The organism is Spirosoma aerophilum (assembly GCF_054782495.1).
Window position 1 is genome coordinate 895,287 of sequence record NZ_BAAGSJ010000004.1, and the last position, 15,387, is coordinate 910,673.

Genomic DNA, 15,387 nt, shown 5'->3' on the forward strand with positions numbered 1-15,387 from the left:
TGAAACATATATCTGTTTTGAAAACCAAAGGAATACGTACCAATAAAATCAATATCGTCACGCTCGGTTGCTCGAAGAATCTGGTGGACTCGGAAGTGCTGTTTACGCAACTCAAGGGCAATGGCATGAACGTGACGCACGAATCGAAAAAAGACGATGCTAACATCGTTGTGATCAACACGTGCGGCTTTATCGACAACGCCAAGGAAGAATCCATCAACACCATTCTGCGGTATGTCGATGCCAAAGAAGCCGGTATTGTCGATAAAGTCTACGTAACGGGCTGCCTCTCCCACCGGTACAAAGACGAACTCGAAGTGGAAATGCCCACCGTCGATGCCTGGTTTGGCACCAACGAACTGCCCCGGATGCTGAAAACGCTTCGGGCCGATTACAAGCATGAACTCGTGGGCGAGCGGCTGCTCACTACGCCTGCCCATTTCGCGTATTTGAAAATTGCCGAAGGATGCGACCGTCCCTGCTCGTTTTGCGCCATTCCGCTCATGCGCGGTGGTCACGTGTCGCGGCCCATCGACGAACTCCTGACCGAAGCCCGGTCGCTGGCCCGGCGCGGCACGAAAGAACTGATTCTGATTGCGCAGGACCTGACCTATTACGGCCTCGACCTGTACAAAAAACGCAACCTCGCCGACCTCATCGACCAACTGGCCGACGTAGAAGGCATCGACTGGATTCGGTTGCAGTACGCCTATCCATCGGGCTTTCCAATGGATATACTGGATGTGATGCGCAACCGGCCCAATGTTTGTAATTACCTCGATATGCCCCTTCAAACCGGTTCGACCGAGTTGCTGAAGCTTATGCGCCGGGGTATTACGCGGGAGAAAACCGAAAGTTTGATCGAAACCATCCGGGAGAAAGTGCCGGACATCACCCTCCGCACGACCCTGATTGTTGGTCACCCCGGCGAAACGGAAGCCATGTTTCAGGAAACCTACGACTTCGTGGAACGTATGCGATTCGACCGACTGGGCGTGTTTACGTATTCGCACGAGGACGATACGCATTCCTTCACGATGCCCGACGATATTCCGGCCGACATTAAGCAGGAACGCGCCGACGAATTAATGGATCTGCAACAGGGCATTTCGCAGGAGCTGAACCAGGCCAAAATCGGCAAAACTTACAAAGTGCTGTTCGATCGAAAAGAGGGCGGTTATTTCATCGGCCGTACCGAAGCCGATTCGCCCGAAGTGGACAATGAAGTGCTCGTACCCGCCACCCAATACGTTCGACTCGGCGACTTCGCCAACGTGCGCATCGACCGGGCCGAGGAGTTTGATTTGTACGGCGAAGTTGTTTAATTACCATTCTATGAAACTGACGCCGAACGAACTACAGGTTATTCACCACTATTTGCAGGATAAGCCTGTGGTGAAAGCCTACGTGTTCGGTTCATATGCTCGTGATGAAGCTGATTCGGAAAGTGACCTGGATTTGTTAGTTGAACTGGATTATAGCCAGCCAATCGGTTTGCAATTCGTTGGTATGAAACTCGACCTTGAAGAGCAGCTTAACAAAGCCGTCGACTTAGTATCTGCGAATGGGCTGTCGCCCCGAATACGTCCCTTTATTGACCAGGATAAGAAACTGATTTATGAAAGGGCGGTTCGGTAATAAGCAACGCCTTGAGCATGCCATCGATGCCATAACTGAGATTGAAGCGTATGTGATGAACCACACATACATTCAGTTTCAGGAAAACTCAATGATGCGATTTGCCTGCATCAAACAACTAGAAATTATTGGGGAAGCCTGTAATCATGTTGATGCTTCAGTAAAAGAAACATTTCCGAAAGTAGAATGGCGTAAAGTGACAGGTTTGCGCCATATTCTTGTACACGAATATTTTGGCGTTGATCCAGTGCTCATATGGGATGTGATTACAGATGACATCCCTCAATTGAAATCATTACTAGTACATATCGTAGAGACTTTATAAACGCTATCTCATATCAACGAAAAATCCGGCAAACGTCTACCGAACCTTGCCGGATTTTTCATTGTTAAAAACCGGTAAACGCAACCCCCGCCCTCCGCATGGACTGTCAGTACCTGCCGCTGGCCTCAACCGGCCAGTTTTCTTCCCTTTTCCTTGATTACATTACCAACAAAGACAACTTAAAACCCTTTTACGGTCGCTTTCCTGACATTGCCGCCTTTGAGGGGCAGATTCATAGCAAACCATTTGATGAGGCTAACCGGCGGGTTTTGGTAGATGCCCTCGAACGTCAGTATCAGTCGCTGGCATCAAAGCCGGACGTTTCGGTGCTGCTCCAGCCCAATACCTTTACGGTTACTACGGGTCATCAGCTCAATATATTTACGGGACCGCTCTACATTATTTTCAAGCTGATCACAACGATCAATCTGGCTCGAAAGCTGAAGGAAACGTACCCCAGCTACAATTTTGTGCCGGTGTACTGGATGGCAACCGAAGATCATGACTTCGCTGAGATCAACCACTTCTCCCTGATGGGGAAAAATTACGCCTGGCAAACGGAACAGCGCGGAGCCGTTGGCCGGATGAACCCAAAGGAGCTGAAAACTCTTTTTGCCCAGATTCCCGAGAAACTGTCGCTCTTTGAGAAAGCGTATCTGAACCATGATACGCTGGCCGATGCCGCCCGGTATTATGTCAATGAGTTGTTCGGAGCCGAAGGGCTGGTTTGTCTGGATGCCGACGATGCGGCTCTAAAACGGCTCTTCGCGCCTGTCATGCGCGACGAATTGGTAAATCAAACATCCGGCGAACTGGTACAGGAACGCACCAAAGAGCTGGAAGAACTCGGCTACAAAACCATCATTTCGCCCCGCGATATTAACCTGTTTTACCTCGACGATCAGCTTCGTGAACGCATCGAGCGCAAGGAAAATGGCATGTATCAGGTGTTGCACACGAAACAGGTTTTTTCGGAGAATACACTGTTAACCCTGCTGGACGAACACCCGGAAAAATTCAGCCCGAACGTTGTGCTGCGGCCGCTCTATCAGGAAACCATACTGCCTAATCTGGCCTACATTGGCGGCCCATCCGAAGTGCCCTACTGGCTACAGTTGAAGAGCGTTTTCGAGCATTACCAAACGCCCTTCCCGATCCTGATGCCCCGGAACTTCGCGATGTATGTGCCGTCTGTCAGTGCCAAACGGATTGCCAAACTCGGCCTCACGCCCGAACAGCTTTTTCAGGATACCCTTACGCTCAAGCGGGAGTTTGTCGACAATCATACCCGCCACACACTCAAGTTCGACAACGAAAACAAGACGGTCAACAAAGCACTGGACGCCATTCTGCACAAAGCGCAAATGGTAGACCCCTCACTGGAGCGGGCCGTACTGGCCGAAACAACGCGTTTCGCCAACGCCGTAGCCCGGCTGGAAAAGAAAATGCGACGCGCCGAAGAACGTAATCAGGAAACGGGTATCCGTCAACTGCTGGCCGTCAAGAGTGAGCTTTTCCCGAACGGCGGCCTGCAGGAGCGAAACGAAAATTTTATGACCTTTTACCTGAACGACCGCCAGTTCCTGCAAAAGATGCTGTCCGTTTTCGACCCGTTCGATTACCGCATGCAGCTTTGCCTGGAATAACACCTGCTATTTTATGACGAAGTCAGCGCTACGTCAATCATTCCTCGCCCAACGCAAGGCATTGGAAGCCGATGACGTGACCCGCCTGAGTGAACGCATTGCCGATCATTTTTTTACCTACCTTGAGCAAAACGGCCTGGCCGAAACGCCCTTCACTCTTCACACATTTTTGCCCATCAAACGGCACAATGAAGTGAACACATGGGCCATCGTCGAGCCGATCTGGTTGTCATACAGCCACATACAGGTCAGTGTTCCGGTTACGGATGAATACAACCAGCAACTGCTCAATTACACCATTTTTCCCGGCACACCGCTGGTCAATAACCGGCTGGGCATTCCCGAACCAGCCATCGGAAGCCGATACGAGACAGAACCCGGCCAGATAAGCATTGTACTCGTACCTTTACTGGCTTTCGACAAAACAGGGCATCGTGTCGGGTACGGTGGTGGGTATTATGACCGGTTTCTGGCCGATGATGTACCTGACAGCCGCAAGATCGGATTATCGTTATTTGATCCGGTTGATAACATCGTTGATGTCGAACCGACTGATGTCAGACTGGATGTTTGTATTACACCTGAACACACCTATGTCTTTAATTAAGCCTAGTTAATCAAAGATTATTTACTTTTTTTAATATGAACAAGTGTTGGTTATTGTTAACTTTCTAGAAAGAACAACGACCATGAAAAAATTTCTGCTTCTCCTGCTCCTCTGCCCGCTTACTACGTGGGCACAACAAGATAGAATACCACCCCCGGTTCAGCCAGAAACCCTTAAGCCAATCGAAAGTGATCTGATCCCTTCGTATAACGGACGGTACGGCCAGCAGGTAAAAACCCAGTATATGTATGATGGTCTCGACGTTCGTCATGCCAAAGACCTGGGGCAATACATCCTGGCGTCGGGCGATCGGGATGCCATCCGTGAGTTCAAGAGCTACATCAGCAGCCGGCATACGGGGGGCTGGCTAATTGCGGGGGGCGTTACATGGGCAATTATTGGTGCCATCGTTATGGGGTCGAACGGGCCGGGAAGCGACGGGAAATTTACGACGCAACAGCCCTACTATTGCCCCACTGGCTATGCCTGTGGGGGTACAGGTATATCGGGTACGGTATATGGCGGGCAGATTGCCGGTTACCAAACTGTAACCGATATGAACCGGCAAAATATGCATGCCAAGGGGGGTGTCTTTATGCTGGGCGGTGCTATTCTGGCTGGTATTGGCTGGGGCTTGACTATGCCGGGGGCGCATCTTCGTCGGTCGGTTCAGTTGTATAATCGGTCGCTCAAACAACAGGGCATTTCCTGGCGGGTCACCCCTTACTCGTCCGGGTCCAACTCAGGCATTGGCCTGATTGGACGATTCTAATTTTTTTAGAATATAATTCCTGACCGTCAAAGTTTTACCCTATTTTTGCACTCCAATTAACCTATAGGGGTTGGTTAGTGCCAATATCCCTGATTTATTAACCAATAAAAGCGGATTCTTCCGGCCATTGGCCAAACAGGCAGGCCCGGACCTCCGCATAAACACAATGAAAATCGCAGTCGTTGGAGCTACTGGCTTAGTCGGTAGCGAAATCCTGAAGGTGCTCGCAGAACGCAACTTCCCCGTGTCAGAACTCATACCCGTCGCTTCCGAGCGGTCGGTTGGTAAACAGATCGAGTTCAAGGGTAAACAGTACACGGTCGTAAGTTTTGATGATGCGATTGCGGCCAAACCAGCCATTGCAATTTTTTCGGCCGGTGGCGGCACGTCGCTTTCGCTGGCACCAAAATTTGCCGAAGCGGGTATTACTGTCGTCGATAACTCATCGGCCTGGCGCATGGACCCAACCAAAAAACTGGTTGTGCCCGAAATCAATGCCAATACACTTACCCCCGAAGACAAGATCATTGCCAACCCCAACTGCTCGACGATTCAGATGGTTGTGGCACTGAAACCCCTGCACGACCGCTTCAAGATCAAGCGCGTGGTGGTCTCGACCTACCAGTCGGTAACGGGAACGGGCAAAGCCGCCGTCGATCAGCTATTTGCCGAGCGTACCGGTCAGGAAGGTGTTGCGAAAGTATACCCGCACCCCATCGACCTGAACGTGCTGCCTCACATCGACGTCTTCCTCGACAATGGCTACACCAAAGAAGAGATGAAGATGGTGAACGAGACCAAGAAGATCATGGGCGACGATTCGATTCAGGTAACCGCCACCACGGTTCGGATCCCAACCATCGGCGGTCACTCGGAAGCCGTAAACGTCGAGTTCGAACAGGAGTTCGAGCTTAGCGAAGTGATCGACCTGCTAACCAATGCCGAAGGCGTTATCGTGCAGGATGATCCGGCCAATAAAATTTACCCGATGCCCTTAACGGCTCACGGAAAAGACGAAGTGTTCGTGGGTCGTATCCGTCGGGATGAGAGCCAGCCAAAAACGCTGAACATGTGGATTGTGGCCGATAACCTGCGCAAAGGAGCCGCCACCAATGCCGTTCAGATCGCCGAATATCTAATGAAGCATAATCTGGTTGAAAGCGAAGAAGTCGCTGCGTAACCATTCCTCCAGACTATTTACCTAAAGTCCCGTTTGGCTTACTGCCGAACGGGACTTTTTGCGTAGATTGACATGAGCAAAGCTTAAACAAGCAATCATAAATTCATCAGTAAACTACCCCACCCCAACCCCTCCCCTTATGTCAAGGGGAGGGGCTCCGACCAGTCACTTTTTAGCCCGGCAGCGGCCGACCGTCTCCCCTTATGTCAAGGGGAGGGACTGGGGTAGGGTAGTTTACAGCAGTACCATAAGTCCCTTATTAACACACGTCTCCATGACACCCGTTATCCAACTCCAGAATATCGTTAAATCTTATGGATCGACCCCTGTGCTGAAAGGCATTGATCTGACAGTATCTTCCGGTCAGATTGTGGGCTATATTGGGCCTAACGGAGCCGGAAAGTCAACGACGATCAAAATCCTGATCGGTATGCTACCCGACTTTACCGGCGAAGCGACGGTACTGGGCATGGATGTAAAAACGCAGTCCCTCGACATCAAACGCCGGATTGGCTATGTTCCGGAGAACGCGGCTTTGTACGACACACTGACGCCCATGGAGTACCTGCAGTTTATTGGGCAGCTGTATGATCTGGACACGTCTCACATTGAACGAAAAGCCCTCGAACTGCTCCGGCTGTTTCAACTCAGCGACTATGCCAACGCCCGCATGACGACCTTCTCGAAAGGCATGCGCCAAAAGGTTCTGCTCATTTCGGGACTGCTGCACAATCCCGACGTTATTTTTCTGGATGAGCCGCTGTCGGGTCTGGATGCCAACGCCGTGGTGCTGGTGAAAGAGATCATGCGCCAGCTGGCGAACAGCGGCAAAACGATCTTCTACAGCTCGCACATTATGGACGTGGTGGAGAAGATCTCGGACCGGATCATTATTATCAACCAGGGACAGATCATTGCCGATGGCACGTTTGCCGAATTGCAGCACCAGCGTCCCGAATCGCTCGAACAACTGTTTGCTCAACTTACGGGCAGCGATGGACAAACGGGCGTTGCCGAAGAATTTATTCAGGCCCTCAATAAGTAATCCGGTATGACAAGCCTTATTCTCTGGCTCCTCGATCGGGCCAAACCGTTATTTAAATTGCTGGGGGCCGATTATAACCAGTTGCGGGCCATTGTGCAGGTAAAGCTCATGATGGACAACCGCCGGAGCATCGTGAGCATGGGTCGTTATGGCAAACCATCGGCTGAAAGTAACAGCAACTTCACCCGAATTCTGCTCATTTACACCGTTGTTGGTGGTATCATCAGCTTGAGCATGCTGGCTACGCCCGATCAGGACCGACTGTTCTTCCCGCTTACACTCCAGTTTTCCTACATCATGGCCCTGTGTGCCATGACGCTCATCTCCGACTTCTCGTCGGTCATCATGGACTCGTCCGACAACCAGATTATTCTGCCTCGGCCCGTAGGCAACCGGACGCTGTGGCTGGCGCGGGTCGTGCACATCACCAGCTATTTATTTGGCATCGCCCTGTCGCTGTCGGTGGGTGGTATTCTGGTTATTGCGTACCGGTTCGGGCCGCTGGCGGGACTGACATTTCTGGCTATGAGTCTGCTGTCGGCGGTGCTGATGGTTTTTCTGACCAACCTGTTTTATCTGGCCCTGATGCGTTTCATTAGCGAAGAGAAACTGCGCGAGGTGATCAACTACTTCCAGATTGTGATGGCGGTGCTGTTCTACGGCGGCTATCAGTTGTTACCGCGCCTGGTCGACTCGCAGCACGTACTCACCCAGGCTGTTGCCCATCAATGGTGGCATTACTTCATCCCGCCTATGTGGATGGCGGCTACCGTCGACATTTTCATTCAGCCTGTTCTGGACTCGACCCATCTGGTGTTCGCGCTACTGGCACTGGTTATCCCCTTTGGCGGGGTATGGTTCATGAACCGGTTCCTGACCGCTGATTTTACCCAACGGTTGAGTGGTATCGACAGTGAAAACCGGCCCGAGCCATCGGCCACCGCCACGAGCAGCACACCGTCGGGCCAAACTACGTTACTCGACTTAACTTCGGGATGGTTTACGACCAATCCACTCGAACGGGCCGCCTTTGGTTTTACCTGGCGGGTTACCGGCCGCGACCGTAAGTTCAAGCTCAAAACCTATCCACAACTCGGTTTCGGGCTGGCTTATGTGGTCGCCATGTCTTTACAAAGCCGAAGTTTGGGCGGCAGTGGCTTTTTCTATCTGTTTGCGCTGTATTTCGCCGGGCTGTATGTCATGGTAGCACAGTATCAACTGGGTATTTCGGATAATTACAAAGCTTCCTGGATTTATGGCAGCGCCCCCATTCAGGCACCGGGCGATGTGCTTTCCGGCTCATTAAAAGCGCTGATCGTTAAACTGCTGCTTCCGTTTTATGCGGTGCTGGCAGGATATATTCTGTACCGATACGGTCTTGATAAGATCAGCGACGTACTGCTGGCTTTCAGTAATTCGCTGGTGATGCTGCTTTGTACTGCCCTGTTCTCCACCCGCTTCATGCCGTTTTCGGTGGCCCCGGATGCGCTGAAGCAGAACAATACGGCCCGTGGCTTATTGACCAGTATCATTCTGGCCCTTGTTGGTTTCTCGCATTATGGTTTAACGATGTTACCCTATGGCACCTGGATCGCCCTGCCCTTATCTTTAGCTATGGTCTGGATACTTCTACGGCAATACAAAAAAACGGAATGGGGTAAGATCGAGATGGGATAAACAACAAAAAAGGGAAGGAATCACAAGCGGATTACCCTTCATTTTCCGCATATTTTTCCAAAAGTTGATCAGACAACAGCTTCAGAAAAAGAACCCATCAATCGCTATTTGATGAATCAGGGCATTTTACCTAATTTTGACTGGTTTTCTGCCATCTCATCCATGAGCCTATTTAAGCCGGATGAGTAACCAAACGCAATCAACGCACTCATTATGAGAGAAATACAATTCCGTGAAGCCCTCCGGGAGGCCATGACGGAAGAAATGCGCCGGGATCCGAAAGTCTATTTGATGGGCGAAGAAGTCGCTGAATACAACGGAGCCTACAAAGTCAGTCAGGGAATGCTGGACGAATTTGGACCGGAGCGGGTTATTGATACCCCGATCGCCGAGCTGGGTTTTGCCGGTATCGGCGTTGGTTCAGCCATCAACGGACTACGGCCAATTATTGAGTTCATGACCTTCAACTTCTCGCTCGTTGCGATTGACCAGGTCATTAACTCGGCAGCTAAAGTGATGTCGATGTCGGGCGGACAGTATTCCTGCCCCATCGTATTTCGCGGCCCAACGGGTAATGCCGGGATGCTGTCGTCGCAGCACTCGCAGAACTTCGAGAACTGGTTTGCCAACACCTCGGGCCTGAAAGTTGTCGTACCGTCCAATCCGTACGATGCCAAAGGACTGCTGAAATCCTGTATCCGCGACAATGACCCCGTTATTTTCATGGAGTCGGAGTTGATGTATGGTGACAAAGGTCAGGTACCGGAAGAAGAATACCTGATTCCAATTGGCTTAGCAAATGTGGTACGGGAAGGTAACGACGTGACGATCGTTTCGTTCGGCAAGATCATGAAAGTGGCCCTCGCTGCCGCAGATGAACTGGCGAAGAACGGTATTTCGGCGGAGGTTATTGACCTGCGCTCGGTTCGTCCGATCGACTACGCAACGATTATCAACTCGGTGAAGAAAACGAACCGCTGTGTGATCGTTGAAGAAGCCTGGCCATTAGCCGCTATTTCGTCGGAGTTGACCTACAACATTCAACGGAATGCCTTCGATTATCTGGATGCTCCAGTGGTTCGGGTCAACAGCATGGACTTACCCCTGCCGTATGCCCCTACCCTGATCGAAGCGATTTTGCCAAACGTAAAACGCACGCTGCAAGCGGTAGAAACCGTGATGTACAAAAAGTAAGCGATATAACCCTTACCTGGAAAAGCGTCGGCCTGTTGGTTCGACGCTTTTTTTGTAGCCTACCGTGTGAATTGAACGCTCATGAACAAAAAAGCCCGGCTGTTGTAAAACGGCCGGGCTATCTGTTTGATGCAATTATAGGTAAAACCACGAATGGATAGAAATAGTTTAGGCACTGAAAAATAGTTGCATAGTTTTTCGTATTATTGATGCATATGAATGAATTGTCAGAAAACACGTCGAAAGGGCCAGTAATCAGGCTAACCGGCCGCATAATTTATGAAGTGACGGTTCAGCATGTTGGCTCCTTAACGGCTTTACGACAACGGGAGCCTACCGTCATTTTTTTCTCGAATCTTCGCAAAGCGGTCGATGCCATTTCGGCCGAACTGGCCCTGAACAACTGGCCACCCAAAGTCAACTACACAGCCGTGTACAGGGGGGTAAAGCAGCGGGGTTTTTACAGTAGTGATTTTAACGTGGCTGGTGCACGGGTCTTCCGACTCAAAGTCGTTCCCCGTGTACTAAACCCGGCCTTACCCCGATTGGGGATTGACGAGAATCCGGAAAAGTGAAGTAGAAATTAAGCAAATTTAGTTGAACACAGCGGCACGGAGAGCACAGCGATTAAATCCCTGAAAGGATGCCTATAAATCGCTGTGCTCTCCGTATCGCTGTGTTCAACTAAATTAATATGCTTTCAAACTTAAATCCAGGCTTTTGATCTGGTGGGTCAGCGCACCGGACGAAATGAAGTCGACCCCGGTTTCGGCATAGGCTCGAAGGTTCGTTTCGTCAATGCCTCCCGACGCTTCCGTAATGAACTTGCCATTGATTAGCCGCACCATGTCGCGGATGCCTTCGGGCGAGAAATTATCGAGCAGAATCACATCGACCTGCCCTACCCGCAGCACTTCTTCCACTTCGGCCCGATTTCGCGTTTCAACTTCGATGCGCAATTGCCGACCGGTTTCGTTTAAATAGGTAACGGCTTTTGTGATGGCCGCTTCGATGCTCCCGGCATAGTCGACGTGATTGTCTTTGATGAGAATCATGTCGTACAGGCCAAAGCGGTGATTAACTGCGCCACCAATTTTGGTCGCCATTTTCTCACAGATTCGAAAGTTAGGCGTGGTTTTGCGGGTATCCAGCAATTTGGCCCGCGTGCCCTCCAGCAGGTTGACCAGTTCGCGGGTGTGCGTGGCAATACCGCTCATGCGCTGCATACAGTTCAGCACCAGCCGTTCGGCAGTCAGAATATTACGGGCGTTGCCGCTAACGGTCAGCACGATATCACCGGGTTTGATACTGGCTCCATCCTGTATGAGCACATCCACCACAAAGGTTGGGTCGACTTCGGCAAAAATGGCCTGTGCCACCTCCACACCCGCCAGAATACCGGTTTCTTTTACCAATAGACGGGCGCGTTTCTGCGCGTCAGCCGGAATAGTCGATAAAGACGTATGGTCGCCATCGCCGACATCCTCGGCAAGGGCTAACTGAATAAACTCGTGTAGATTCATGGTCGCAAGGTAGCAGATTATTCCTTTTTGACAGAACTATAGAAAACCCGGCAAGTTTAGTTTTTCTCTTTTTCAAAACTCTGTGAACTACACTTGCATTCCTCCGCAATTGGTACGAAATTTGTCATCCGCTAAGGAATAATATGAAGCAACCTCGTGTCATACAACGCCTTTCCAGTTTCGTACTGGCCACCCTGCTGCTGTTTACAGCCGTTTGGGGGCATGGCAACGTGACCCAGGCGAAGATGCCGGTAGCGCAAAAATCCGTTGCTGAACAGGCAAAGTCAGGCAAAGCTACCGAGGCTCCTGCGGCAGCTAAACTAAGTGCGGCTCAATTTGAAGCCGTAGTGACACCCGCCATTCAATTGGGCGAGTCGGGGCAGACAGCTTTCCTGTTACCCGCGCCAACACTTCTGATTCTCTTGTTGCTAAGCGTTCCTCTGCTTCGCTTCTTTACAATCCCGCATTTCTATTTCTCTTATTTCAAGCACGTATTTGGGCACCATATTGCCACTAATGCGCCCTAGTGTACCTGTTCGGACGTCATTCCTGCCTGGCTGCAGGTGTCTGAAGCAATTCTTCTATTGAGTCAACGCCCACCCCAAGCTGACTCCTTTACTTAATTACCCTAACAATTTATTATCAAATCACGGGCAGCAGCCTGTGTATTCCAATGCAAAACAGAACCGGAATTCTTATTCTGACAGGCGTTATTGCAGCTATCTGCATCTACTTTCTGTCGTTTACCTTCGTCTCGCGGAGCATCAAAGCCGATGCCGAGGCATACGCCACAACGAAAGATGGCACCGTTGACCGCAACAAAAAACAGCATTACCTGGATTCGCTCTGGAAAGAGCCCGTTTATCTGGGAAGTACCTTACAGGAAGTTACCGAGCGCGAACTAGGCCTTGGCCTTGACCTGCAGGGTGGTATGCACGTGGTGCTGGAAGTTTCCCCTGCCGACATCCTGCGCAGCCTCTCAGGCAACAACCGCGATCCAAAATTCAACCAAGCGCTGAAACAGGCCATTGAAGATCAGAAGTCAAGCACGACCAGCTTTGTCGATCTGTTTGCCAGTGCCTTCAAAAAAGTCGCGCCAGACACCAAGCTGGCTACGATCTTTGCCACCAGCGCCAACCGGAGCAAAATCAACTATCAGTCGACCGACACCGAAGTTCGGAAACTGCTGAACGACGAAGTAAACGGTGCTACAACGCGTGCCTTCCAGATCATTCAGGCGCGGGTTGACAAATTCGGGGTGGCTAACCCAAACATCCAGCGCCTGCCGGGTTCGGGCCGTATCCAGATCGAATTACCGGGTGTTGATAACCCCGAGCGTATTCGTCGCCTGCTGACCGGTGCCGCTAAACTGGAGTTTACCGAAGTCTATCGTCTAAGCGAACTGGCCCCTGCCCTTGAAGGTATGGGTGCTTATCTGCTCAGCGAAGAAACTGCTCGTAAGGCCGCTCTGAAAACGACCGCTCCAACTGCCGGAACAGCCGCCAAAGGAACATCGAGCCTGGAATCGCAGCTGGCGCAGGGTGCCAAAAAAGATTCAACGGCGAAAAATGATACCGCTACGTCGGCCGCTCAGGGTACGGCCCTCACCCAGTTGTTCCTACCCGTCGGTCAGGATCAGCTAGGTGTTTATCTGAAAGATACCGCCCGCGCCAATGCCGTTTTAAATGCACCTGAAGTGCGGGGCCTGTTCCCTGCCGATGTCGTTTTTGCCTGGGATCGCAAGACATTCAAAGCGACCGACGGCAAAGAAATTCTGTCGATCTATTTCCTGAGAAAGCCGGGTGGCCGTGCCCCCCTCGAAGGTGACGTGATTACCGAAGCCGCCAACGATTATGATGATCGGGGCCGTCCGGAAGTAACGATGAACATGAACCCCGAAGGGGCCCGTAAATGGAAAAACCTGACAGCCGCCAACGTGGGTCGCCCGGTTGCTATCCTGCTCGATAACCTCGTATATACCGCGCCAAACGTACAGAACGAAATTCCAAACGGTCGTTCGAGCATCTCGGGTAACTTCACCGTTGAAGAGACCAAAGACATGGCCAACGTGCTGAAAGCCGGTAAACTGCCTGCGCCAACCAACATCGTTGAAGAGAACGTAGTGGGTGCTACGCTGGGCTCAGAAGCCGTTAGCGCGGGTATCCTCTCGTCCATCATCGGTATTCTGCTGGTACTGGCTTTCGTCGTGTTCTACTACAACCGCGCCGGTTTCATTGCCGACATTGCGCTGATCGTCAACCTGTTCTTTCTGCTGGGCGTTATGGCCTCGCTGGGTGCCGTACTAACCATGCCGGGTATTGCCGGTATCGTACTGTCGATTGGTATGGCCGTGGATGCGAACGTACTGATTTTTGAACGGATCAAAGAAGAGCTGGAACTGGGTAAAACCTTTAAGCAGGCGGTAACGGACGGTTTCCAGAACGCCCTTTCGTCGATCATCGACTCCAACGTAACGACTTTCCTGACAGGTATCGTCCTGTTCATCTTCGGAACCGGCCTGATCCTTGGTTTCGCCACGACGCTGATCATCGGTATCCTGACATCGCTGTTCGCGGCTATTTTCATCACCCGCCTGTTGCTGGAATACTACATCCGCAATGGCAAAACGTTGTCGTTCAGCTCCACATGGGCAAAGAATCTGTTTGCCGACTCTAACTTCGATTTCGTATCGCGCCGGAAACTGTATTACACCGTGTCGTCGATTATCATTGGCTTAGGTATTATCTCAGCTATTTTCAGAGGCTTTGGCCTGGGTGTCGATTTTAAAGGTGGCCGCTCGTATGTAGTTCGTTTCGAGAAAGCAGTCAGTACCGACGATGTGCGTAACTCGCTGGAGACCGTACTGGGATCGTCGCCGGAAGTAAAAACCTATGGTGGCACGGGTATTGGTTCCAACCAGGTGAAAGTAACGACGCCGTATCTGGTCGACGATAACACACAGGGTGCAGATAAAAAAGCCGAAGCCGCCATTTACAAAGGGCTGAGCAGCATTCAGGGTAATCCCGCCAAAATTGAAAGTTCGCAGAAGGTTGGTCCAACGATTGCCAATGACTTGCTGACTTCAGCCTTGTGGTCAATTCTGCTGGCCGTGGCTGTCGTATTCGTTTACATCCTTATCCGGTTCAAGAAACTGGCCTTTGGTTACGGTGCTGTCGTGGCTATGTTCCACGATGTACTGATCATTCTGGCTATCTTCTCGATCTTCAACGGCCTGCTGCCCTTCTCGCTGGATGTTGACCAGGCGTTTGTAGGTGCCTTGCTCACGATCATGGGTTACTCCATGAACGACACTGTAGTTGTGTTTGACCGGGTGCGCGAGTACCTGGCCGAGAACAAAGGCAAGAAAGAGTCGATTGCCGTAATTATCAACAACGCCCTTAACAGTACGTTGAGCCGCACAGCCGTAACCGGTTTCTCCACGATCCTCGTGCTGCTGGTGCTGTTCTTCTTCGGTGGCGAGACCATTCGTGGTTTCTCGTTCGCTATGCTGATCGGTGTTATCGTGGGTACGTATTCGTCGCTGTTCGTCGCTACACCTATTGTGGTTGACTCGTTGACGACCGCGCAGGAGAAAGAAACGATCTCGCCAACAGTGGTAGCGGCTGATAAGAAAACCGGCTTCGATGCCATTCCAGCCGACTTTACGACCGCAGCTCCGGCAACGCCTGAGGAGTTCACGGCAAAGAAAGAAAAGAAAGACAAGAAGCCGCTGATCCGGCCTTCGCAGTCGTAATATAATGAGCGAAAGAATGAAAGAGT

General features: G+C 51.2%; 14 protein-coding genes. 13 read left to right on the plus strand and 1 reads right to left on the minus strand.

Annotation, left to right across the window (positions count from 1 at the left end; genetic code table 11):
• Positions 1–17: 17 nt before the first annotated feature.
• The 11 genes from rimO (at position 18) to ACYVK4_RS05700 (ending at position 10,659) form a co-directional block, all read left to right on the plus strand.
• A complete protein-coding gene (gene rimO, locus ACYVK4_RS05650) occupies positions 18–1,325 on the plus strand; it encodes a 30S ribosomal protein S12 methylthiotransferase RimO (protein ID WP_461126496.1) in 1,308 nt (435 codons plus the stop codon).
• 10 nt (positions 1,326–1,335) lie between these two features.
• Positions 1,336–1,638, plus strand: a complete 303-nt coding sequence (locus ACYVK4_RS05655) for a nucleotidyltransferase family protein (protein ID WP_461126497.1) — start codon at positions 1,336–1,338, stop codon at positions 1,636–1,638.
• Entirely contained in the window at positions 1,619–1,963 is a 345-nt protein-coding gene (locus tag ACYVK4_RS05660) for a HepT-like ribonuclease domain-containing protein (protein ID WP_461126498.1), read from the plus strand. The genes ACYVK4_RS05655 and ACYVK4_RS05660 overlap by 20 nt, the downstream gene beginning before the upstream one ends.
• 98 nt (positions 1,964–2,061) lie before the next feature.
• Positions 2,062–3,609, plus strand: a complete 1,548-nt coding sequence (gene bshC / locus ACYVK4_RS05665; protein WP_461126499.1) for a bacillithiol biosynthesis cysteine-adding enzyme BshC — start codon at positions 2,062–2,064, stop codon at positions 3,607–3,609.
• Positions 3,610–3,622: 13 nt separating this feature from the next.
• The gene (locus ACYVK4_RS05670) at positions 3,623–4,216 is read left to right on the plus strand and encodes a 5-formyltetrahydrofolate cyclo-ligase (RefSeq protein WP_461126500.1); all 594 of its coding nucleotides are present in this window, start codon (positions 3,623–3,625) and stop codon (positions 4,214–4,216) included.
• An 82-nt stretch (positions 4,217–4,298) separates the two neighbouring features.
• Positions 4,299–4,988 carry a hypothetical protein gene (locus ACYVK4_RS05675; protein WP_461126501.1) on the plus strand — a complete coding sequence of 230 codons (690 nt, stop codon included), beginning with the start codon at positions 4,299–4,301 and terminating at the stop codon, positions 4,986–4,988.
• 166 nt (positions 4,989–5,154) lie between these two features.
• Positions 5,155–6,168, plus strand: coding sequence for an aspartate-semialdehyde dehydrogenase (locus tag ACYVK4_RS05680; RefSeq protein ID WP_461126502.1), 1,014 nt, complete (start codon positions 5,155–5,157; stop codon positions 6,166–6,168).
• A gap of 274 nt (positions 6,169–6,442) precedes the next feature.
• The gene (locus tag ACYVK4_RS05685) at positions 6,443–7,213 is read left to right on the plus strand and encodes an ABC transporter ATP-binding protein (RefSeq protein ID WP_461126503.1); all 771 of its coding nucleotides are present in this window, start codon (positions 6,443–6,445) and stop codon (positions 7,211–7,213) included.
• A 6-nt stretch (positions 7,214–7,219) separates the two neighbouring features.
• Positions 7,220–8,890 carry a hypothetical protein gene (locus ACYVK4_RS05690; protein WP_461126504.1) on the plus strand — a complete coding sequence of 557 codons (1,671 nt, stop codon included), beginning with the start codon at positions 7,220–7,222 and terminating at the stop codon, positions 8,888–8,890.
• Between the two features lie 213 nt (positions 8,891–9,103).
• Positions 9,104–10,084, plus strand: coding sequence for a pyruvate dehydrogenase complex E1 component subunit beta (locus tag ACYVK4_RS05695; RefSeq protein ID WP_461126505.1), 981 nt, complete (start codon positions 9,104–9,106; stop codon positions 10,082–10,084).
• Positions 10,085–10,299: 215 nt separating this feature from the next.
• Positions 10,300–10,659 carry a hypothetical protein gene (locus tag ACYVK4_RS05700; protein ID WP_461126506.1) on the plus strand — a complete coding sequence of 120 codons (360 nt, stop codon included), beginning with the start codon at positions 10,300–10,302 and terminating at the stop codon, positions 10,657–10,659.
• Between the two features lie 114 nt (positions 10,660–10,773).
• Here ACYVK4_RS05700 and nadC read toward each other — a convergent pair whose 3' ends face one another.
• Complete coding sequence (gene nadC / locus ACYVK4_RS05705; protein WP_461126507.1) at positions 10,774–11,607, minus strand: carboxylating nicotinate-nucleotide diphosphorylase; 834 nt, start codon at positions 11,605–11,607, stop codon at positions 10,774–10,776.
• 143 nt (positions 11,608–11,750) lie between these two features.
• Between nadC and ACYVK4_RS05710 the strand changes: the two genes are divergently transcribed.
• Together ACYVK4_RS05710 and secDF are read left to right on the plus strand one after the other, a co-directional pair.
• Positions 11,751–12,134 (plus strand): hypothetical protein, encoded by a 384-nt coding sequence (locus ACYVK4_RS05710; RefSeq protein WP_461126508.1) that lies wholly within the window; start codon positions 11,751–11,753, stop codon positions 12,132–12,134.
• 146 nt (positions 12,135–12,280) lie between these two features.
• A complete protein-coding gene (gene secDF / locus ACYVK4_RS05715) occupies positions 12,281–15,361 on the plus strand; it encodes a protein translocase subunit SecDF (RefSeq protein WP_461126509.1) in 3,081 nt (1,026 codons plus the stop codon).
• The last annotated feature ends 26 nt before the right edge of the window (positions 15,362–15,387 follow it).

Coding starts and splice junctions, on each gene's coding strand:
- ACYVK4_RS05655 (WP_461126497.1), top strand. CDS start 1,336: ATGAAACTGACGCCGAACGAACTACAGGTTATTCACCACTATTTGCAG.
- ACYVK4_RS05660 (WP_461126498.1), top strand. CDS start 1,619: ATGAAAGGGCGGTTCGGTAATAAGCAACGCCTTGAGCATGCCATCGAT.
- bshC (WP_461126499.1), top strand. CDS start 2,062: ATGGACTGTCAGTACCTGCCGCTGGCCTCAACCGGCCAGTTTTCTTCC.
- ACYVK4_RS05670 (WP_461126500.1), top strand. CDS start 3,623: ATGACGAAGTCAGCGCTACGTCAATCATTCCTCGCCCAACGCAAGGCA.
- ACYVK4_RS05675 (WP_461126501.1), top strand. CDS start 4,299: ATGAAAAAATTTCTGCTTCTCCTGCTCCTCTGCCCGCTTACTACGTGG.
- ACYVK4_RS05680 (WP_461126502.1), top strand. CDS start 5,155: ATGAAAATCGCAGTCGTTGGAGCTACTGGCTTAGTCGGTAGCGAAATC.
- ACYVK4_RS05685 (WP_461126503.1), top strand. CDS start 6,443: ATGACACCCGTTATCCAACTCCAGAATATCGTTAAATCTTATGGATCG.
- ACYVK4_RS05690 (WP_461126504.1), top strand. CDS start 7,220: ATGACAAGCCTTATTCTCTGGCTCCTCGATCGGGCCAAACCGTTATTT.
- ACYVK4_RS05695 (WP_461126505.1), top strand. CDS start 9,104: ATGAGAGAAATACAATTCCGTGAAGCCCTCCGGGAGGCCATGACGGAA.
- ACYVK4_RS05700 (WP_461126506.1), top strand. CDS start 10,300: ATGAATGAATTGTCAGAAAACACGTCGAAAGGGCCAGTAATCAGGCTA.
- nadC (WP_461126507.1), bottom strand. CDS start 11,607: ATGAATCTACACGAGTTTATTCAGTTAGCCCTTGCCGAGGATGTCGGC.
- ACYVK4_RS05710 (WP_461126508.1), top strand. CDS start 11,751: ATGAAGCAACCTCGTGTCATACAACGCCTTTCCAGTTTCGTACTGGCC.
- secDF (WP_461126509.1), top strand. CDS start 12,281: ATGCAAAACAGAACCGGAATTCTTATTCTGACAGGCGTTATTGCAGCT.